General features: G+C 43.6%; 19 protein-coding genes. 16 read left to right on the top strand and 3 right to left on the bottom strand.

The window, feature by feature from the left end; genetic code table 11:
• The first annotated feature begins 411 nt into the window (after positions 1 to 411).
• From SNE26_RS13435 to SNE26_RS13390, 10 genes are all read left to right on the top strand, one after another.
• The gene (locus SNE26_RS13435) at positions 412 to 813 is read left to right on the top strand and encodes a hypothetical protein (RefSeq protein ID WP_321555051.1); all 402 of its coding nucleotides are present in this window, start codon (positions 412 to 414) and stop codon (positions 811 to 813) included.
• Positions 814 to 821: 8 nt separating this feature from the next.
• Positions 822 to 1,757, top strand: coding sequence for an IS3 family transposase (locus tag SNE26_RS13430; RefSeq protein WP_321554647.1), 936 nt, complete (start codon positions 822 to 824; stop codon positions 1,755 to 1,757).
• A 275-nt stretch (positions 1,758 to 2,032) separates the two neighbouring features.
• A complete protein-coding gene (locus tag SNE26_RS13425) occupies positions 2,033 to 3,217 on the top strand; it encodes a carboxypeptidase-like regulatory domain-containing protein (protein WP_321559860.1) in 1,185 nt (394 codons plus the stop codon).
• Positions 3,218 to 3,296: 79 nt separating this feature from the next.
• Positions 3,297 to 4,007 (top strand): hypothetical protein, encoded by a 711-nt coding sequence (locus SNE26_RS13420; protein WP_321559859.1) that lies wholly within the window; start codon positions 3,297 to 3,299, stop codon positions 4,005 to 4,007.
• A gap of 82 nt (positions 4,008 to 4,089) precedes the next feature.
• Positions 4,090 to 4,764 carry a cytochrome c biogenesis protein CcsA gene (ccsA, locus tag SNE26_RS13415; protein ID WP_373695594.1) on the top strand — a complete coding sequence of 225 codons (675 nt, stop codon included), beginning with the start codon at positions 4,090 to 4,092 and terminating at the stop codon, positions 4,762 to 4,764.
• 1 nt (position 4,765) lies between these two features.
• Positions 4,766 to 4,975: a CcmD family protein gene (locus tag SNE26_RS13410; RefSeq protein ID WP_121227648.1), complete on the top strand. Its 210-nt coding sequence runs from the start codon at positions 4,766 to 4,768 to the stop codon at positions 4,973 to 4,975.
• A gap of 152 nt (positions 4,976 to 5,127) precedes the next feature.
• A complete protein-coding gene (locus SNE26_RS13405) occupies positions 5,128 to 6,564 on the top strand; it encodes a Glu/Leu/Phe/Val dehydrogenase (protein WP_321559858.1) in 1,437 nt (478 codons plus the stop codon).
• A gap of 428 nt (positions 6,565 to 6,992) precedes the next feature.
• Positions 6,993 to 7,403, top strand: a complete 411-nt coding sequence (locus SNE26_RS13400; protein WP_321559857.1) for a cytochrome c maturation protein CcmE — start codon at positions 6,993 to 6,995, stop codon at positions 7,401 to 7,403.
• Between the two features lie 9 nt (positions 7,404 to 7,412).
• A complete protein-coding gene (ccsA, locus tag SNE26_RS13395) occupies positions 7,413 to 9,875 on the top strand; it encodes a cytochrome c biogenesis protein CcsA (RefSeq protein WP_321559856.1) in 2,463 nt (820 codons plus the stop codon).
• Between the two features lie 9 nt (positions 9,876 to 9,884).
• Positions 9,885 to 10,595 carry a phytanoyl-CoA dioxygenase family protein gene (locus SNE26_RS13390; RefSeq protein ID WP_321559855.1) on the top strand — a complete coding sequence of 237 codons (711 nt, stop codon included), beginning with the start codon at positions 9,885 to 9,887 and terminating at the stop codon, positions 10,593 to 10,595.
• Positions 10,596 to 11,091: 496 nt separating this feature from the next.
• On the opposite strand, the gene SNE26_RS13385 is transcribed toward SNE26_RS13390, so the two are convergent.
• Positions 11,092 to 12,012, bottom strand: a complete 921-nt coding sequence (locus SNE26_RS13385) for an alpha/beta hydrolase (RefSeq protein WP_321559854.1) — start codon at positions 12,010 to 12,012, stop codon at positions 11,092 to 11,094.
• An 82-nt stretch (positions 12,013 to 12,094) separates the two neighbouring features.
• On the opposite strand from SNE26_RS13385, the gene SNE26_RS13380 reads away from it, so the two are divergent.
• The 6 genes from SNE26_RS13380 to SNE26_RS13355 all read left to right on the top strand — a co-directional run bounded on the left by SNE26_RS13380 (position 12,095) and on the right by SNE26_RS13355 (position 15,863).
• Positions 12,095 to 12,877, top strand: coding sequence for a DUF2520 domain-containing protein (locus SNE26_RS13380; protein ID WP_321559853.1), 783 nt, complete (start codon positions 12,095 to 12,097; stop codon positions 12,875 to 12,877).
• A gap of 19 nt (positions 12,878 to 12,896) precedes the next feature.
• Positions 12,897 to 13,229 (top strand): 2Fe-2S iron-sulfur cluster-binding protein, encoded by a 333-nt coding sequence (locus SNE26_RS13375; RefSeq protein WP_321559852.1) that lies wholly within the window; start codon positions 12,897 to 12,899, stop codon positions 13,227 to 13,229.
• 91 nt (positions 13,230 to 13,320) lie between these two features.
• Positions 13,321 to 13,563, top strand: coding sequence for a Fe-S cluster assembly protein IscX (gene iscX / locus SNE26_RS13370; RefSeq protein WP_321559851.1), 243 nt, complete (start codon positions 13,321 to 13,323; stop codon positions 13,561 to 13,563).
• 174 nt (positions 13,564 to 13,737) lie between these two features.
• On the top strand, positions 13,738 to 14,259 hold the full coding sequence (locus SNE26_RS13365; protein ID WP_090524424.1) for an HAD family hydrolase: 522 nt from the start codon (positions 13,738 to 13,740) through the stop codon (positions 14,257 to 14,259).
• Between the two features lie 66 nt (positions 14,260 to 14,325).
• A complete protein-coding gene (locus SNE26_RS13360) occupies positions 14,326 to 14,961 on the top strand; it encodes a Maf family protein (protein WP_321559850.1) in 636 nt (211 codons plus the stop codon).
• A gap of 236 nt (positions 14,962 to 15,197) precedes the next feature.
• Positions 15,198 to 15,863 (top strand): DUF4136 domain-containing protein, encoded by a 666-nt coding sequence (locus SNE26_RS13355; RefSeq protein ID WP_321559849.1) that lies wholly within the window; start codon positions 15,198 to 15,200, stop codon positions 15,861 to 15,863.
• 48 nt (positions 15,864 to 15,911) lie between these two features.
• On the opposite strand, the gene SNE26_RS13350 is transcribed toward SNE26_RS13355, so the two are convergent.
• Together SNE26_RS13350 and SNE26_RS13345 are read right to left on the bottom strand one after the other, a co-directional pair.
• Entirely contained in the window at positions 15,912 to 16,112 is a 201-nt protein-coding gene (locus SNE26_RS13350; RefSeq protein WP_321559848.1) for a hypothetical protein, read from the bottom strand.
• Positions 16,113 to 16,128: 16 nt separating this feature from the next.
• Positions 16,129 to 20,826, bottom strand: a complete 4,698-nt coding sequence (locus SNE26_RS13345; protein WP_321559847.1) for a T9SS type A sorting domain-containing protein — start codon at positions 20,824 to 20,826, stop codon at positions 16,129 to 16,131.
• Positions 20,827 to 21,250: the final 424 nt, after the last annotated feature.

Raw genomic sequence — 21,250 nt, 5'->3', positions numbered from 1 at the left:
GGGAATGGTGAATTTGCATGACGCATACATCAGGGTCCTCTACGAGAGACCCTGATGGGACGGGAACGTGATGGATTGCGAAATATATTTATCGACATTGTGCGTGGGGCAGCGTTAGGATTGTAGCGGAAAACCCACAGCGCGGGCAGGCCTTTGCAGTACGGGCAAGGCGAGGATTTGCATCCGCCAGCTGGCGGACCGGCCCGTTGGCTAACGGGAACGCCCATATTCTGAACCATGATTTTTAGGATTTAAGGATTCCCGGGATATTTCTGAACCGGAGGCTTCCAATGGGCTTACATTTAATGTTCCCTCTGGGTCCTCTCGTAGAGGACCCAGAGGCTTTGCGCTTTCTAAACATCTATCAGGGTATGTCTTGTCCTGAAATGAGTTTACACAAAAATAAACTACATGGAAAAGATCATTATTGATGGAAAAGGACATTATTCACTTGAATTTAAGCATTCAGTTATCAAAGAGTATTTGGCTGGCAGTGTTAGTCAAAAGGCGTTGTTGAGGAAATATGATATCAAGATACATAGTGGCATAACGCGTTGGATGCAGAAGTTAGGTTATGCAGAAGTTTCGGAAAAAGACAGATATTTGTCATCAGTAAAACCACTATCCTTGCCCGCAAAGAAGCCCCATAAAGATCCGCCTACAGGTGCCTTGTCGCAAGAACAACAACGCATCAAAGAACTCGAACGTCAGCTTGAAGATGAGCAGCTTCGCAGTGAAATGTACAAGCGTATGATCGAGATTGCTGAACGTGATCTTAATATTCCTATCCGAAAAAAGTCGGATACCAAGTGATCCATGAGATGAAAGACATGTATACAAGGATCAGCCTTGTACGATTATGTCGGTTACTTGGTATTACCCGTCAGGCCTATTATCAGCACTTTTGGCAACAAGAAGCATCTGGAATAGAGGATACACTTATATTGCAGGAGGTTGTCAGCATTCGCCAAGACCACCGGGCAATGGGTGGCAGGAAGCTTTATGAAAAGCTGCACCCTTTTTTGCTTGATCATGGCATTAAAATGGGACGGGATGCACTGTTCGACCTGTTGTCAGCTAATGGACTGTTAGTAAAGAAACGCCGCAGGCGGCATGTGACGACCTGGTCGGGTCACCGGTTCAACAGATGGCCGAATATCATACGCAGCCTGGAGGTCGTCAGGCCTAACCAACTGTGGGTAAGCGATATCACCTACTGGAAAGTAAAAGAAGAACATTTGTACATCAGTTTGATAACGGACGCTTATTCGCACAAAGTAGTTGGCTATCATTTGGCTGATACCTTAGAAACGATCGAAACGATACAGGCCTTGAAAATGGCTTTAAAAGACCTGCCTGAACAATTGCCGGAGGCACTTATACATCACTCGGACCGGGGAGTGCAATATTGCACAGAAAGCTATGTAAAGCTATTACAGGACAGATACATCAAGATCAGTATGACCGAGAACGGTGACCCATTAGAGAATGCCGTTGCTGAACGAATGAACGGCATTCTTAAAGAAGAATATCTTAAGCATCACCGGCCTGAGAATAAGCAACAAGCAAAACAATTACTGGATAGAGCTATCGAGTTGTATAACAAACACCGGCCACACTTCAGTATCGGTCTGCTAACGCCCCAACATGTGCATGATAAAAGCTTGCTACCTCAAAAATTGTGGAAGAACTATTATCGCAAAAACACTAACATTGTAAACGTATCACAGGACATCACTACACTTGTAAATACATAACAGGACTATCTCATAAAATGTAAACTTTTTTTAGGACGAGACAGTATTTAGAACAGTGGATTTGCATGGCGCATACATCAGGGTCCTCTGCGAGAGACCCTGATGGGACGGGAAAGGGACGGGAAATTAAAATGATCAAAAATTCTATAAATTCTTTAATTCAATAAATTCGAGTTCAGACACCACCGCAACAAAAATTATACACCGGCAATTCATTAACCGTTCATAAAAAATGTGTTTTTTAGTAGATTGAAAAAATATCCTAATTTTATTTAATGCGCTTTTATTGGTTTTTGCTTATTGCGTTTATATGTCCGCTCATAGTTTCGGCGCAAACCGGTACTATTACAGGTAAGGTGGTGCGGGCTGATACTAAAAGCCCGGTAGCCAATGCCAGCGTATTTTTAAATAATGCCACTTATGGCACTTCTACTGCCGAGGATGGTACTTTTACTCTGGCCGGGGTTAAACCGGGCCAATACCAGCTGGTAGTTACCGGCGTTAGTATTGAAGAGTATTCCACAACTGTGCTGGTTGGCCGCGAACCGGCAAAACTGAGTATCGAGGTTAATCAAAAAGTGCTGATGCTGCGCGAAGTAGTGATCAGCAGCAGTGCCGACTGGAAAAAGAACTACGAATTGTTCAGGAAGGAATTTGTTGGCGATACCGAAAACGGCAAGGAGTGTAAGGTTACCAATCCGCACATCCTTAATATTATTTACCACAGGGGCAAGCAGCAACTGGAAGCATCGGGCGATGAGTTTTTAGTGGTAGAGAACCTGGCCCTGGGCTACCGTACCAAGTTTTTGCTGAAAAATTTTTTGTACGATGCTATTGAGCACACCATATCCTATTCGGGTAGTGCCCTGTTCGAGAACCTGCCCGGTAGCGCAGCACAAAAAAAGCTCTGGAAGCAGAAACGTGAACAGGCTTACTACGGATCGGCCCAGCATTTTTTCCGTTCGCTTTATAAAGGGAAGTTGAAGGAAGAAGGCTTTGAAGCGCATGATTTTACCAGGCAAATCAACCCCGAACGGCCCGAAGAAGCTGTGCTGATGCAAAAGATGAAGAAATACAGGGAGGGTCCGCGGGATTCGGCCATGCGCTATTACAACCTGTCGAAAATGACCAAATGGTACCGTGAAAACCTGGCCAAGCTGCCTTACCAGGAGTTTGAGATCTTACGGAAAACACCACAAGACGGCATCTATGCGCTTACTTTCCCGCATTTTTTATACGTTGTATATACCAAACGCGAAGAAACCACCGAGTTTAAGGACGTTTATCATCCGCTGGATATGCCAAATTACGAAACCAGTATCATGACCAAATACTCGGGCTATATAGCTTTTGATATGAACGGTATTGTAGTGTCAAGCCCGAGCCCGCTTTATGAAGGCTCATGGTCAAAAGCCAAGCTGGGGGATTTGTTGCCGGTGGATTATGAACCGGGGGATTAGTTGACTAAAGGAAACTTTATTTATTTTGAATTACATTTGCTGCTACTATCACAGACCTGATTCCTGCTATCATCATTTTATGAAATACACAAGTTTTTTAGTATCGCTTTTAGTTTTTATTGCACAGGGAGTATGCGCGCAGCAAATAGTGTTTAAAGATAAAAATCTGAAATCAGCCTTGCTGAACAAGGGGTATGATTTTAATAAAAACGGTGAAATAGAAGTATCAGAAATAGATACAGTCTCAAAATTGAATATAGCCAAATGTAACATTAAGTCATTGGATGATTTAAGAGCTTTTAAAAGCTTAAAAGCAATCTACGCAATGGATAATCATATAGGGAGTCTGGATGTTTTTTTTGATAATAATACTATTGAGGAAATTTATATTGGGGGAAATTCCCTTGGTGGAAAATTAACGCTGAAGAATATTAAAAATCTAACTGATTTAGCTGCTGCTCAAAATAGCCTGGAAGAAATTGAATTAGTTGGGACGGACAATGTTAAATTTCTTTCCCTGCAGAATAATGCATTTAAAAAGATCGATTTGAGAAATTTGGCAAATCTCAATACATTAGAATTAATAGGTAATAAGGAATTGAAATCTATTAGAATTGATTCAAATCCTTCACTTACCTATCTTTGTCTACTCTCAACAGCTGTGACACGATTAGATATAACACACAATAAACTCCTAAATACGCTTTACGTAGCCGGGAATGTAGCGATTATAAAAGAAAACAGCCAGGCTCAATTTAAACCTGCTCCAATTGTAAAGGAAATTCACTAAATCGAGCAGTACATTATGTTTGCCCAATCAGACTTTCGAGTCAATGAGCAAATAATTAGTTACATTTGCCTGCATAAATCATATGAAGTTTATTTATCAAACATGGTGGAAGGTAGCAGCTGTTTTGCTGGTACTATCTACCTTTTACACCGGCCTGGTTTTCAAAGCGCCGAGGCTGCCCATTATTCACGAAACCATCCGCAATTTATATTTCCACGTACCCATGTGGATGGGCATGCTGACGGTTTTTGTGGTATCGGTTTATTTCAGTATCAAATACTTGCAAACAGGTAAAGAGGAGCATGACCTTGCTGCTGTTGAGAGCGTTAATACCGGCTTGCTGTTTTACACCTTAGGCCTTTTAACCGGTATGCTTTGGGCAAAATATACCTGGGGCGAGTTTTGGAGCGGTGACCCTAAACAAAACAGCGCGGCCATTGCATTTTTGTTGTATTGTGCTTACCTGGTGCTTCGTAACTCTATTGATGAGGAGCAGAAGCGGGCCAAGATCTCGGCCATTTACAACATATTCGCTTTCCCCATCATGATTGTGCTGATATTTGTTTTGCCCCGCATGACAGATTCATTGCACCCCGGCAGCGGCGGTAACCCGGCATTTGGTAAGTACGACCTTGATAATGGTATGAAAGTGGCCTTTTACCCGGCTATGTTGGGCTGGAGCTTTATTGCCCTTTGGATAGCAACTATCCGTTACCGCATCCGTTTAATTGAGAATAAGAAGAACGCTATAAATTAAGATGAAGAAATTAACGCTTTTATTGTTGCTGCTCACCTTTTGCACCGTTGTTTTTGCACAACAGGGGCAGCAAGTTGAAATGGCCGACGCCCTGCGCCAGTCGGGAAAAATTTACGTAGTTGTAGCAACTATTTCCATAATTTTTGTTGGACTGGCTATTTACCTGTTTACTATAGACCGCAGATTAAAAAAAGTCGAAAACGAAAAGTAGTTCAAATAATATGTTTAAACAATTTAAACATATTATTCGTGGCGGTGTTTGGTGGTGTATAGGGCACACTAACTAAGAAATATTTGCAATATTGATAAAAATTGTACCAAATTTGCTCACTTTTTTAAGAGATTAATATTTATACAATAGTTATGGCTACGAATATTTTGATTGCCGACCAGGAAACACACTTCTTCAGCGACGTGTGTAAAAACTTCGATCACGCTGCCCAGTTCACCAAACATGATGCCGGTTTGCTTGATCAAATTAAATCATGTAACAGCGTTTACCGCTTCCGTTTTCCTATCCGTAAAGGCAACAGCTTTGAGGTAATTGACGCCTGGCGTGTTGAGCACTCGCACCACCAGTCGCCAACCAAAGGCGGCATCCGCTACAGCGAAATGGTGAACGAAGATGAGGTAATGGCCCTCGCCGCGCTCATGACCTACAAATGCGCTATTGTTAATGTTCCGTTTGGCGGCGCCAAAGGCGGTATCAAAATTAACCCTAAAAACTACACCGTAAGCGAGCTGGAAAACATCACCCGCCGTTATACTGTTGAGTTAATTAAAAAGAACTTTATCGGCCCGAGCATTGACGTACCTGCACCGGATTATGGATCGGGCGAGCGCGAAATGAGCTGGATTGCCGATACTTATGCAACCATGAACCCCGGTCAGCTGGATGCTATGGGCGCTGTAACAGGCAAACCTATTGCTCTGCACGGTATTGCGGGCAGGAGGGAAGCTACCGGTCGCGGTGTGGCTATTGCTACCCGCGAGTGTGTAAGCGTTGGCGAGGATATGCAAAGGATTGGCCTGCTGCCAGGTTTATCGGGCAAGAGGGTAATTGTACAGGGCCTTGGTAACGTGGGTTATTATTCGGCTAAGTTTTTATCTGAAATGGGGGCGATAATAGTTGGTCTTTGCGAGTTTGAAGGCGCTATTTATAACGAGAACGGTTTAGATATCGAAGCGGTATTTCAGCACCGCAAGGCTACAGGTTCTATTTTAGGCTATGCTGCGGCAATTCAGGAATTTACAAACACCATGGAAGGCCTTGAGCAGCCATGTGATATCCTGGTGCCTGCCGCTCTTGAAAATCAAATTACAGAATCAAACATCCGCAATATCCAGGCTAAGATTATTGTTGAAGGCGCTAACGGCCCAACCTCACCCGAAGCCGAAGCCATATTTTATGCCAATGGCGGGATGATTGTACCTGATATGTTTGCCAATGCCGGCGGTGTAACTGTATCATATTTTGAATGGTTAAAAAACCTGAGCCACGTAGCATTCGGCCGCATGAACCGCAGGTTTGAAGAAAACTCCAACCTTAACCTGGTAAACATGGTTGAAGGCATCACCGGCGTAGCTTTAACCCCGGTACAACGTTCAACTATCATTAAAGGTGCATCAGAGCTTGAGCTGGTAAACTCAGGTTTGGAAGATACCATGATCCGCTCATACCACGAGATCAGGGAGATCTACAAAAATAATCCAGACATCGGTACACTGCGTAATGCAGCTATGGTTGGCGCTATTAATAAAATAGCTGTATCGTACCAAAATTTAGGTATCTGGCCGTAAATAAAGATTTAATAGTTTTATATATAGCGAGGTGGGTTTGAAAAAAGCTCATCTCGTTTTTTTTGTAGTCTTCCGGCGATAGGGATCGGAGCGGATACCGGCCAACGAGCGTAATGCCTGCAGGCGTATGAGTGGAGAGCCGGGCCGCAGGCATCGCCAAAAATATTGTCAGAAACGGGATGATTTAATAAAGCTGTCATCATTGTACGGGGCAATTTTCACCCACCCGTCATTGCGGGGAACGAAGCAATCGCGAACTATACAGAGCTGCTCTGCAAGTAGGGGATTGCTTCGTTCCTCGCAATGACGCTGGTTCTTGAGTATTCTATCAAGAATGATTCTAAATAATACATATGTCTTGTAATAAACATTATTCGCTGCACGTTTTGTATTTTTGCAAATCGTTATTTTAATAATATAAACCGCGGATGAAAAAAAGTGCAATTTTTGGTCTTGTTGTTATCGCTATAGCCATAGCGGTTATCATTAGTGTTTATTCAAGCTCAAGCACCTATGCAACCTTTGCCGAAGCGCAGCAAACTAACAGCGAACTGCATGTAATAGGCCACTTCAGTAAGGGAAAGGAAATGGTTTATGACGCCACCAAGGATGCCAATTATTTTTCATTTTACATGAAAGATAATAAAGGGGCGGAGCGCAAAGTTGTTTTTACCGGTACCAAGCCCGAAGATTTTGAGCGTTCAGAACAACTGGTGCTTACCGGCCAGATGGTTGGCAACGAGTTTCACGCCTCAAAGATCCTGATGAAATGCCCATCCAAATACACCCAGGATAAGTTAGAAGTTACAGAAGTAAAGGCTAAACAAGCCAGCATTTAATCATTTTTGATGAATACAGTTTTTAAGGGCGAACACCTTTTACCGGGACAGATTGGCCAGTTTTTTATCGTTCTTTCGTTTGGCGCCGCCCTGTTATCATTCATAAGCTATTACTTTGCTACTACTGATGATGCCGGCAAGGCTAACAGCAGCTGGCAACGTTTAGGCCGTTTAGGCTTTTATGTAAACTCCGTTTCTATTTTAGGAATGGGCACCTGCCTGTTCTATGTGCTTTATAATCATTATTTCGAATATCATTACGCCTGGGCATACACCTCGCGCTCATTGCCTGTTTATTACCTGGTATCGGGTTTCTGGAATGGGCAGGAGGGCGGCTTTTTGCTTTGGGCTTTTTGGCAGGCAGTTTTAGGCAATGTACTTATTGCAAGGGCTAAATCATGGGAGCGCCCTGTTATGACCGTTGTGGCATTATCACAAGTGATATTGGGTACCATGGTGTTGGGTATCGATATTTTTGGTCAGCGGATAGGTAGCTCCCCGTTTTTGCTGTTGCGTAATTCGGGTATCGAAGCGCCTATATTTTCACAACCTAACTACCTGGACTTTATAAAAGACGGGCAGGGTATGAACCCCTCGCTCCAAAATTACTGGATGGTTATCCACCCGCCAACATTGTTCCTGGGTTTTGCATCTATTATAGTTCCGTTTGCTTACGCGGTTGCCGGGCTTTGGCAAAAACGTTATAAAGAGTGGGTACAACCTGCCATATCATACGCTTTGTTTGGTTCGATGATATTGGGCACAGGCGTTATCATGGGTTCGTTTTGGGCATATGAGTCATTGAATTTTGGCGGTTTCTGGGCCTGGGACCCGGTTGAGAACGGCTCGATATTTCCATGGTTAACTATGGTTGCGGCCTTGCACGTACTTATTGTATTTAAAAATACAGGCCACTCCTATTTTACGGCCACACTGCTGGTGTTGCTGAGCTTTGTACTGGTATGGTACACGTCATTCCTTTCAAGGAGCGGTATTTTGGGCGAAAGCTCTGTACACGCTTTTACCGACCTTGGCATGTTTTGGCAGCTGGTGATCGGCATCCTGATATTCCTTGCTTTGTCTGTTTTTGTTTTAGTATGGCGATGGAAGGAATTACCTGTCACCAAAAAAGACGAAGAAACCTACTCGCGTGAGTTTTGGATGTTTGTTGGTTCGGTATTTTTAGGTTTGTCATGCTTTCACCTTATCGTAGTAACATCAGTACCTGTATGGAACGCCATGTTTGGCACCAAGATAGCGCCGCCGGCCGATGCCGTTAAACATTATAACGTGATCCAGTCGTCATTTGCGTTTGTGGTGACTTTACTTACCGGCTTTACGCAATTCCTTAAATATAAAAAGACTGATATTACCCGGTTCTTCATCACTACCGGTGTTTACCTTGTGTTTGCCATACTGGTAACCGCGCTTGTTGTTTATTTAACCGGGGTTTATCGCCTTAGCTTCGTATTCAATTTGGTAATGTGCGGTTCGGTTTATTCGGTTATTGCCAACGCCAAAGTTTTGGTTGATGCCTTTAAGGGCAAGTTTAAGCTGGCTGGTTCGGCAGTGGCGCATTTGGGTTTTGGTTTACTGATGGTTGGCGCGGTAATAGCGGCCGGAACCAGTAAAGTAGTTTCTGAAAACGCGAGCGGCGTGGTTAATGTGCAGGGTTTTGATGCTAAAGCCGGTAACGCCCGCGAAAATATCATGATCTACAAAAACACCCCGGTAAAGATGGGCGATTATACAGTTACTTATCTTGGCGACTCCATATCATCACCATACCATTTTTACAGGGTTGATTATAAAAAGTTTGATGCTAATGGTAAAGTGTTGGAGAACTTTGTGCTTAAACCAAAGGTACAGGCCAGCCGTGATGCGGGAATGTCTTCATCGCCTGATACCAAGCACTACCTGTTAAATGACTTATATACCCACGTTACCGCTATCCCAAGCGAAGGTTTTGCCATGCAGGGCGAGGCCGGTCATGACGAAGGTAATGATGATAAAAACTACGATGAACCTGTAGCGCATGAAGTTGCCATTGGTGATACCATCAGATACCGGGATGGATTTATGCTGGTTAAATCATTAAACAAACAGGCTACGGTACAAAATATCCCGCTTACTGCCAATGATGTAGCCATTGGTGCTAATATCGAAGTTCATGCGCATGATGGCAAGGTGTATACTGCCGAACCTGTATTTATGATCAGGGGTGGTAATGTGTTTGATTTTGCCCGTAAGGTTGAGGATGCCGGTTTAAAACTGCGTTTCTCAAGGATTAATCCTGAAAATAAAAAGGTAGAGATCACGGTTTATCAGCAGCCGCAAAACAAGCGCCCATGGATTGTGATGCGTGCCATCAGCTTCCCGTATATCAATTTCTTCTGGAGCGGTACAATCATTATGGTTATCGGCTTCCTGCTTTCTATCCAAAGGCGTAATAAAGAACTTAAAACCGTTTAAATTTGTTAGGTGGATATTATTGGGCACCGGAATAATATAGCTCATGACGGATTTACCGTAGTAGAGGATATTTATACCGGTGCCGAAGTTAATGCCATTATCAACGCCATTGAATCCGCCGACAGATCAGGCCCGCCGTTTCGTCAAACGGCTGACGTATTTGCTATAAGGCAGTTTCTTAAAGCCGTTCCGGGTGTTGCTCCTCTTTTATTTAATGACAGGCTAAAAAGCATTATCTCCAATATTTTTGGTGAGGGATATTTCGCTGTTAAATCCATCTATTTCGATAAACCCGAATCGTCCAACTGGTTTGTAGCCTGGCACCAGGACCTGACCATTTCTGTTGATAAAAAGATTGAGATAACAGGCTACGGCCCCTGGACGGTTAAACATAACCAATTTGCAGTGCAACCGCCTCTAAAGGTGCTGGAGGACAACTTCACTATCCGCATCCATCTTGATGATACCGGTGAAGGTAACGGCGCCCTGAAAGTGCTGCCGGGTTCACATCTCAAAGAGATCTATCGTCCTGAAAACATCGACTGGCAACAGGAAACTGAAGTAAGCTGCAATGTACATGCCGGCGGTGTGATGATCATGAGGCCATTGCTTATGCATGCGTCAAACCGTACTACCAATAATAAAAAGAGGAAGGTAGTGCATATTGAGTTTAGCAGGGCGGAGCTTGCTAAAGGGATTGATTGGGCGGAAAAGAACTAAAGCTGTTATAAGTGCCCCAATCCGGCGGTTATAAATGCAAGATGATATATATATCCATCGTGTCAATTGTAAGTATCTACAACGGAAACCCTGGAAAAAATCGTGATGGGGGTAAAATACATTTTAGCGATGGTGCGCGGGGCCGCCTTAGGGGTTGCAGTGAAAAGCCCGGAGCGTGCACTTGGTTTGTGCGTGGGTAAAGCGAGGACTTGTAACGGAAAGCCCGGCCCGTTAGCTAACGGGAACGCCATGTAATAAAATGAATCGAAAATGTGCTTAATAATCAATAACTTATTGTTGTGTTATTACAAGGGACGAAGGCAACTAATCCAAGGGAGCTCATTAATACCTATAAAATCAAATTATAATTATTAATAATCCCTTCCTTACAAAGCCGCTCTTTACAGTTCGCGATTGCTTCGTGCCTCGCAATGACGGTCTTATATGTCTTCTTCTTTCATAATACATACAATTGGCTTAAGGAATAATCTTTATCTTACCCCTTCAAAAACGAAAGGATCTTAGCATTCACGGTATCGGCTTTTTCAATCATGGGTAAATGTGCAGCTCCATCAACAGGGAAAAAATCGGTTTTCAATACGCTGCGGATGGAGTCACTAAAACGTATGGGCAAGGTTTTATCAGCTTTACCCCATATCAGCAATACGTTTTTACCGGCACTGTTGAGGCAGGTATTACTTTGGAGGCCGTTTTGATTGTAATTATACAGGGTTGAAACCAGTGCATTTCTAAACCCTTTATACTCCATTTGGGGGAGGTAACGGCTTACCCATCCGGCGTGGTTTTTCGGATAAAGGAAATCTGTTGTTTGTCCTTTCGCCCTTTCGTCGGAGTTCACAGCTTCGTTATAAAGAGTGAAATATTGCGGAGCTACCGGTTTTTTTTGTTCATATACGGGGTCGACAAGGATTACTTTATTAACAAGATCGGGGTGACTACAGGTAAAGTTTGTTATTACCGCGCCGCCAAATGATACACCTGCTAAATTTATTTTTCCGCTTAACTTAAGTTGATTAATAAGATCGAGCAGTTGCGTGTTGTAAAGCTCCTGGTTATAAGGCACATCGGGCCTGTCTGAATAGCCGCGGCCGTACATATCATAGCGTAACACTTTGTAGCCCTTTTTTACAAGATAATCATAGGTGGGGTCCCATATATAATAAGGCACACTAAAACCGTGAACAAGTATAATAACCTGAGCGCTATCGGGGCCTTCAAGCTGGTAGTGGGTTATGCCCTGGCTTAATTTAATGAAACTTCCGGAAATGTTTTTGCGGCCGGCATCGGTTAGGGTTTTGTTTTCCTTATTGTTATATCTATAGAAGCCGTAAAGGATCAAAGAGGTAGCTCCGACAAGAAATATCACAATTATTATGCTTACTTTAAGTATTTTCATGCGGTATTAGATGTTGGTTCCTAAAATACAGAAATATTTATACTACAGTTAGTTAAATAATTTATCCCATTGTAAAGATAATATGAACATTACCATAATAGGCTCGGGCAACGTTGCTACGCATATGGCGGCAGCTTTTAAAAATGCCGGTCACCGTATTGTACAGGTATTTAGCCGCAACATGCAGCATGCCGCGCTGCTGGCCTACCATGTAGGTGCCGAAGCTATTGACAACCTCGGCAATATTAATCCTGATACCGGATTATTTGTTGTTTCGGTTAAGGACGATGCTATAACTACTGTTGTTAAAGCATTGTCGGCCCATAAAAAGCTAATAGTACATACATCGGGTTCAACCGATTTGAACAGTTTGCTGGCTTTTACCCCGAATGCCGGTGTGTTTTATCCCCTGCAAACGTTTAGCAAGATAAGAGAGGTTGATTTCAGATCTGTCCCGCTCTGTCTTGAAGGTGCTGATGATGGTATACTTGCTGATTTAAAGCAGCTGGCATTTACCATCAGTAATCATGTATATAGCGTTAACTCCGCCCGGCGCAAAATATTGCACCTCGCAGCGGTATTTGCCTGTAATTTTCCCAATTATTTGTACGGGGTTGCCCAGGACCTGCTTGCACAAAATCAAATGGAGTTTAACATGCTGCGCCCCCTGATCCTGGAAACTGCCCAAAAGGTACTTGAACAGGAACCCCGCAACGTACAAACCGGTCCGGCGGTACGTAATGATGAGGGTACTATGGCTGTGCACATGCAGATGCTGGGCGATATGCCTATGTTACAGGAAGTTTATACTTTATTAAGTCAGGGTATTATCAAAAACAATAAAGGGCTTACGGCAGACGAGTAATTTTGTTACTTTTGCTTAAATGAACATTTATAAAATAAAGATCAATTTCGAGGAAAAAGGGCACGAAAGCATTGAGTTACCTATAGCCGAAGGCGAATCTGTATTAGACGTATGCCTGGAGAACGGCATTGAACTACAGCACAATTGCGGTGGCGTTTGCGGGTGCAGCACATGCCATGTTTACGTAAATAAGGGGATGGATAACATCCAGGAGATATCCGATAAGGAAGAGGATTTTATTGACAGGGCTGTTAACCCGCGTATTAACTCGCGCCTGGGTTGCCAGTGCGTGATTGTTGATGGCGACATTGAAGTTACCCTGCCTGATCAGTCGCAGTTTTTAGGCCACTAATATTTGCATTAATCCGTTTAAAACAACAAACAAAACGTATAACTTACAACGTATTAGCGTAACCCCCGGGTAGTACGTAAAATCAATAAAAATGAGCGATAATAAATTTGCCTTGCCAATTCACTGGAATGATTATGAAGATATTGCCATTGAACTTTATGAAAAGTTTGGTGACGATTTTGACGAATCAAAAATATACCGCATCCGTTTTACCGAACTGCTGGAGTGGGTATTGAGCCTGCCTAATTTTGCAGGTGCCCGTGCCGAATCAAACGAAGGCCACCTGGAGCAGATCCAATCGGCCTGGGTATACGAGTGGCGGGATAATCAATAGTTGGCAATTTTGAGTTAGCAGCAGGTAGTTAAGCTGTGGTTTTAACAGCTGCTGGCTTGGTTTAAATCAATTTTGCAGGCGAAAGGAATCATTGAAAATCACCTGTAATAGCAGGTGAAATTCAATAGAAAAAATCGGTGAAATCATAAAATCACCGGCGAAATCAAAAAAATAATGGAGTCATTCCTGAATAAATTAAAAGATATTACTACCCTCATTTTTGATGTGGATGGTGTTTTAACCGACGGGTCTGTTTTTGTAACGGAAGCGGGCGAACAAAGCCGTGCTTTTAATATTAAAGATGGTTATGCGCTGCAACTGGCCGTTAAATGCGGGTATAATGTTTGCGCAATATCGGGCAGCCGCTCAAAAAGCGCCATGTACAGGTTAAACAGCCTTGGCATCCAGGATGTGTATATGGGCACACATACCAAATCGCAAAGGTTTAAGATCTATCTTGAAGAAAAAAGCATTATCGCTACCAATGTATTATACATGGGCGATGATATCCCCGACCTGGAAGTGATGAAGCTTGCAGGCCTGCCTGTTTGCCCTGCCGATGCTGTTGAAGAGATCAAAGCGGTTAGCGCCTACGTATCGCCCTATGGCGGCGGCAAAGGCTGTGCCCGCGATATCATTGAAAAAGTGCTCAAGGTTCAGGATAAATGGATGAGCAAACAGGCGTATAGCTGGTAGGCCCCACCCAAATCCTCCCCGGTAGGGAGGGCTTTATGAATAATTTTCCGTTTTGATATATTGGTTATGGATTCATCAGCTACAAACACAATACCAAACAAAGTCTCCCCTGCCGGGGGAGATTTAGAGGGGGCTGCTATTCCCCCTGTAATCCTCGCATCAAAATCGCCAAGGCGGCAGGAGCTGCTCAGGCTTATGGATATTGATTTCAGGGTTGTGCTTAAAGAGGTTGATGAGTCATTTCCCGATGGGCTTACCCCAGCAGAGGTGGCCTTGCATATAGCCCGCAAAAAAGCCGAAGCATTTGACGAAACAGTAGGGGACGAGGTTGTGCTTACTGCCGATACCATAGTTTGTATTGACGGCCTCATACTGGGTAAACCCGAAACCCGCGCACATGCTATCGAAATGCTGCAAATGCTATCGGGCCGTGTACACCAGGTTATTACCGGTGTATGCTTGCTGTATAAAGGGCATTATAACAATTTTTATGATCTTACTGAGGTGCTCTTCCGCAAACTTTCTGATGCTGAGATCAGCAATTATGTAGATAAATATCAGCCGCTTGACAAGGCAGGATCATACGGCATCCAGGAACTGATAGGCCTGACAGGCATTGAACGCATTGAAGGTTCTTATACCAATGTTGTTGGCTTACCTACCCAAAAGGTTTATGCACAATTGCTTAGCTTAAGCAAATAGATTTCCTGTATTACGCACGCCGTCTCTCACTGGCGCAAGTATTGTGAGGTTGCCCGTGCAGGGATTACTTGTGCCTTTCCTGCCTGGTAATCATTTTATTCGTCGTTACAATTTCGCTAAACATCGTTACTTTTTGATAAAGCGGGCTTTCCCGGTACATTTAAATAAATAATTATTTAATTTAAACCTTTGTTTCCTGCACAGTCTAATGTTTTAAATAAAGGGAGTAATTTGTCATGAAAAAAACTATGAATACAGGGCTGGTGTTATTGCTGGTGGCCGCCTTGTCTGCTTGCAGCAGTTACAATTATTACACCGCAGCCCGAAACAAAACAGATTTATCCGCTTACCGTACATTTGCCTGGCTACCTCCTGCAACCATGACCAATAAAGCCGGCGCAGTTGTTAAAAAGGAAGTGGCTGATGAAAGGGTTAAGGATGCGGCTATTTCGGCATTGGAAAACAAAGGGTTAAAATTCCAGGAAAACAACCCCGATCTGCTGGTAAGTTATACTACAGTTACCGGCCGGGGAATGAAAACTGAATTTTATCCTTATTACTATGGCGGTTACCCGGGCTTTGGTTTAGGATTTGGCTGGGGTTGGGGCGGTGGCTGGGGCTATCGTCCGTTTTATGGCTACGGCGGCTGGGGTTGGGGATACCCTTATGGTTACGGTTATGGCGGCGGCGGTTATGCCCGCGTGCCTTACAAAGAAGGTACCCTGATTATCGACATTATGGATACCAGATCGCGCAAATTGGTATGGCGTGGTTTTGGTGTTGGCGAACTGCACAATCCGCAAAAAACTGTAAAAGAATTGCCAAAAGTTGTTAACGGTATTATTGAGCAACTACAGCTTAACCAGGTACAACAGCCGCAGGTGCCAATGAAAAAAGCATAAGAAATTTACTGATCAATTATTGAACTAATGCAAAAATCCCTTTGGGCGCTAAGCCTGGAGGGATTTTTGTTTGCGGTATAAATGAATTGCGGCAAAAGTAAATACAGCTGCAGCTAAAACAATAACCCAGGTATCAAGCGGGCAGGTAGCGTCGCCGTCGGCATTATCACAGGGATTATCTAACTGGGCAAAACAACTTAAGGTGCCGGCCGCAAAAACAAGAGCGGTTAAAAAGAACTTTTTTTTCATATGCGCAAATCGTTTATTATAGTTTTAAAAATTTACCGGTGCCAATCAACTGTTTTGTTTTGTTATCGATAACCCTTATAATGTATGTTCCGGGTACTAAACCGGCCACGTTGTTTTTCCAGTAAAGCTGTGTGATATTTACTGTCTTCAATATCATACCGCTACTGTTAGTTAATTGGATATTATAATTTGATGCTGTGTTGGATTGCGCTATGGTTAAGTTTACCGTTTCCTTTACCGGGTTTGGATATATCGAGAGCAGGCTATTGCCTATGTTATTTTTTGTATTGGCATACATTAACGGCAATTCTTTTGACAGGCTGGTATCATTGTTTAAATCAGTTAACTGAACACGGTATTTATTTAAGCCTTTAGCCGGGTTAGGGTCGGTATAAGAGTAGGTGCCCAAACCTTCCGATTGTATAACTTTCAAATCTTCCCAGGTATTACCGGCGTCGATGCTTCTTTGCAGCGCAAACGTTGTGTAGTTGGCCTCATTTTCAACAACCCAGGTTGTTTTAGCTCCGTCCGTTGCTTTGATGGCATTAAAATCAAGCAGCCGCAGGCCCAATGCAGGCGATTGGCGCAATATTAGCTGAAACCGGTTTTTACCGAAAGTAGCCGGAGTGCTTTTATCAATATTATAGCTGTAGATATTGTTGTGTTTAAGATCCAGCGAATCTTTAGTAAAGTTATCCTTAAGCCATACTTCGTAGATGGCAGGTACATTGCTGAGCTCCCTTAACTTTAATTGATACGGCCCTGATGCGGAAGCGTCAGACGTTAGGGGGATGATCTCCTGTTGTTTTTTTGGGAAAGGCCGGTGATGGATGACGGTTTTGACGCTATCGCTTGACAGGGCCGATAATGCTATCTGTGCGCCATTGGTACCCAGGTCTTCCGCGTCTTTACTGTTTTCAAACGCTGTGCCGGCATCGTTGTTAAATGCAAGCACAATATCATCGGTATTAATGGAATCCTTTATCATTTGCAGCCTTAATATCGGTTCGGCCGATGATGATGAAGTTTGTTGTGAAGCCGCTGATTGTGCTTCGGCGGCTTTCAATATGCCCATATCGGCAGCTGTGGCAGCCAGTTTTTGCAAGCCCTTATCAGCAGGGGCACTTAGTAGGGCAATCAGGTTTGATGCTGTTGGTTGCGTTGTTGATTTCGCCGATTCCCTGAAAGTTAATGATTGCGAAGCTGACGTAGCCTGTATAAAAAAGGCCTGCCCGCTGGCTATCATATTACTTGCATAGCCATCGCTTGAAATGCCGGGATTAATATTGGTAGTTGTATCCGCCGTTGATATAGCAGTTGCTTTTTGCATGTAGCTGGCATACTGCTTTGTTTTTGGGTTGTAAACCCATATTTTGCCCGGAGCCGATAAGGTTGCAGCCGAAGATACCTCCGACGGGAAACCTGCCCCATAAATCGAAGATGTGGCGGAAACGGTTGTTGTTGTGCCCCTGCGGTTAAATTTTTCCCAATTGATGGTGGCCGCGTAAGGGTTTCCAACCAGGTTATATCCGTTAACCTGGCTGCCTGTAGTATTGCTGAACAAGAGGCTGGTTGTGCCGCTGTACCAGTTTGTTACAGTAATGTTGCCTGTATTTAACGTGCCTGTTGTTGTTAAAGTGGTGTTGGTAGGCACATAGCTTGCTGTTGTTGACGTTGCAAGATCGGCAGCTGTCCTGTCTCCCCTGAAAAAGAAAAGGAAGCCGTTGCCAACAGGTATGGTATGTGAGCCGTCTGTATCAAAAATATAAGTTGGAGATGAGTTGATATTGTTGATCCCCCTGAAGTTGCCGGCTGTAAAAGAGGCTTGCGATGAGGCTATATTCTCCCTGAAGCAATAAATTGTGGGATTGCCCGATTTATCAAAGCCGCCTGTAGTACCCGTAGTGCCGGTTATCCATGATGAATTTTTAAGGTAATTTATACTGATAACCTTAGCAGGCGAACCCGTGTTAACCGGCGACGAAAGCAAACGGTACCCCCTGTTATATGAATTGCCGCCGCTTATAAAACGCTGTACGTTTACATTGCCTGTAATTGCTGTTCCGGAAGGAATAGCATCTACAGTGGCCGAGCCCGTAGCATCGGAGTTTAATGTTAAAACGCCGCCGGCGGCAAGGGTAGCTGTACCGCCCATAGTAAGTATACCCGAGGATGATACCGCGAATTTACCTGTGCCCGACATGGTTTTGGTATTGCTGCCGTTAACAGTAACATTATTGAATTTTGTGCCGTTGGTGCTGTTGTCTGTAAGGGATTGAGCGCCTGCTTTACTAAAGAATACAGTCCCGGTACCTGCCGTAAACGTACCTGTATTGGTATAATCGCCATTGAAAGTTAGTGTGCCCGAACCGCCCGTTATAACAGCGCTGTTAGTAGTATTGCCTGTAATGGCAATGTTGCCCGAACCCTGGGTTACGTTTGCTGAGTTGGTCCAGGTACCTGTAACAGTTATAACAGGGTTATTAGTGTTAAGGTTTATGGCGCCGCCGCTTGTGGCCCAGCTTTCGCTTACAGTTAGCGCACCTCCGTCAACAGTTTTAGCAGCAGCTCCTGATAAAGTAAGGTTATCATAATTGGAAGGGTTGGTTCCGATAAAGCTGTCATTAGTAGCGTATACTGTTTGCGTGCCCGAGGTTGCTGCATAATTTACAAGTCCTGTACCGATTCCGCCTGTTGTGAAATCAATAGTACCGCCGGTAGCAGCACTCAATGGGGTATTGCCAGTTAAAGTTAATGTGGAGGCACCGGTACCGGTATCCATATCAACTAATGCGGCGTTGGTTATAGTTACTATACCATCATTCCGGTTTACATAGTTTAAATTGGTAGTAGCTATGTTGCTTACAGTTAATGATCCGGAATTTAGATGGAATGCCGCATTATTTACCGAATAGTTTTGCAGGAACCCTAAGGCGTAATAGCCAAGTGCCGAAGACGTGGTATTTAATGATAACGAATTGGTGATACTAAATACGGGGACTGTGGTATTGATGGTAGTGGTATTTGATGTTGGCGAGCTAAATATGTTCGGCGCGGGCGGCGTTGTATTATCGCCGACAATAAATGAGTTGCAGCTTAATGTTGCGTTTCCTGTACCCGTAATGGTTGTTGTTACATCACCGCTGCTGCTGTTGTGGTTTTGTGTTATGGCGCCATTTACCGTAAGTGAATAGGTATTATTGATAGTTAAGGTAATTGACGGAGACCCGGATAGCGTGCTGGTTAAAGGGCCAAATACCATGGACGCTATACTGGGTACGCTGCTTTGAACAATAGGCTGGTTTTTAAATGAAACAACACCTATGCGTGCCACATTAGTTGAAGTTGGCACCGTTGCCGGGCTCCAGTTGCCGGTATTGTTCCAGTTATTGTCAGATGCGCCTGTCCAGTCAATAGCATTTGCAAAAGTTATGATATTACCATTTGACGATGGGCCCGTATAAGTAATGGCCGAGCTGTTACCATTCCCCGTAAGGGTGTTAATGCTGGTGACGGTAATGGTACCTGTAGGGCTGCCACCATAATTTAGCTGGCTTTTTACCGTGCCCGTCCAAAAATAATACCCGGGCACCGAGTATGACCCATCGGTATTGCCCGAACTCGTTATAAGATCGCCCACATTATAATTCTGGATAGCGTTCCCGGTATAAGTTACCGAGCTTATCAATGCATCAGACGATGTAGAATAGTACGAATCATCTGATCGGTACAAACTCCCTGAACTATTGAAATAGCCTTCGAAACCTGCCCCGGATGTGTTCATTACCAGTTGGTTAATAACAAAGTTGCCCCTTGATATTATTTTTAGCCCATACAGGGTTACGCTTTCATTTTCATAATAAGCAGGCTGTGTTACATTATTAGCCGTTCCGTTTGCCCCTGTGGTGGTAAATTGAAGCACACGGGTATACATATCAAAGTTGTCCCATTGAAAGCGGCCGGCGGTAGTACATGTTGATTCGAGATAGGAGTAATAGTAAGTGCTGTAGCCGCCGCCCGTAGTGCTTGTACTTGACGCAACAAGCGTTTTGGCTGTGGTCATGCCTGCTACAAAAACGTCCTTGAAAATTGCCCAGCGGCCGTCTTTCAAACGTTGTACTTTGATCATGTATGTTTGCTGATCATTGGCCATGGTAGCATTAAGCAGTTCATTATAATGGCCCGAAAAGGTGCCATTGTCATACCTGTACCGCAAGCTAAGTGTGGTGCCCGTATGGGTTATATAAATACCTTGCATGTTATTGGTGGTATAATCATTGGCAATGAGCCAATAACGCCAGGTATTGTTGCCAACAGCCATCACGTCGGGATCGGATGGGCCCGTGTTGCTGTTGTTTTTATAAATAAAATTCCATTCAAAATCATTGGCAGTAAGATCAACGCTTCCGGATGTGCCGCTTCCGACAAAATCCCACCTGATGGCGCTTATGGCGTTGGTTGCCGGTACTGCAGATCTTAGGCTTACCGAGCCATTTAAAGCACTGGTGGTTGATGCATCTATGGTAACCGACGAACTTGTGCGGGTTGCATTACCAACACCGGTTGCACCTAAGGAAGTTATAGTACCGGCAGATGAAGTTTCAAAGTTGTTGTAATAGTAGGTAAGGTTATCGCTGGTTTCCTGGGCCGCAACTGAACTGATCAGGCATAGCAGATATCCGGTAAATAAAACGCAGCGTAATTGTGTTTTCAAATTAATAGGGTTTCGGGAGAGTAAGTGCAATAATGATGCTGATTCAATAAAAACGGAATTAAAGTACAAATTTCAACTCAAATGTGGATTCGTGTTGCGAATAGTATTGATGGTTGTGCTTTTTGTTGAAAAAATGGAAAATTTCAGGAAATTAATTATTGATTATTGTTTACTCATTTTGGGGAATATTTTCCCCCGTTGTTTTAATCAATAAGCACGTGGTTAACTTATAGTGCGGGGGAATTAATTAGAGGAAAACGATAAATATTTTCAATATATTCCTGTTAGGAGTGAAGTTTTTTTATCGCAATTAAGAAGTTGTGCAAAACGGAGTTAAATATTTCAGAAATGAATAATTGTGTTTCCCGTAGGATAAGCTTTACATGCAATGTGCAATCTTAACACAAATGGTCAGGAAAATAAT

Origin of the sequence: Mucilaginibacter sp. cycad4, assembly GCF_034263275.1 — a bacterium.
In the GTDB taxonomy this organism is placed as follows: Bacteria; Bacteroidota; Bacteroidia; order Sphingobacteriales; family Sphingobacteriaceae; genus Mucilaginibacter.
This window is presented reverse-complemented; position numbering and strand designations above follow the sequence as displayed.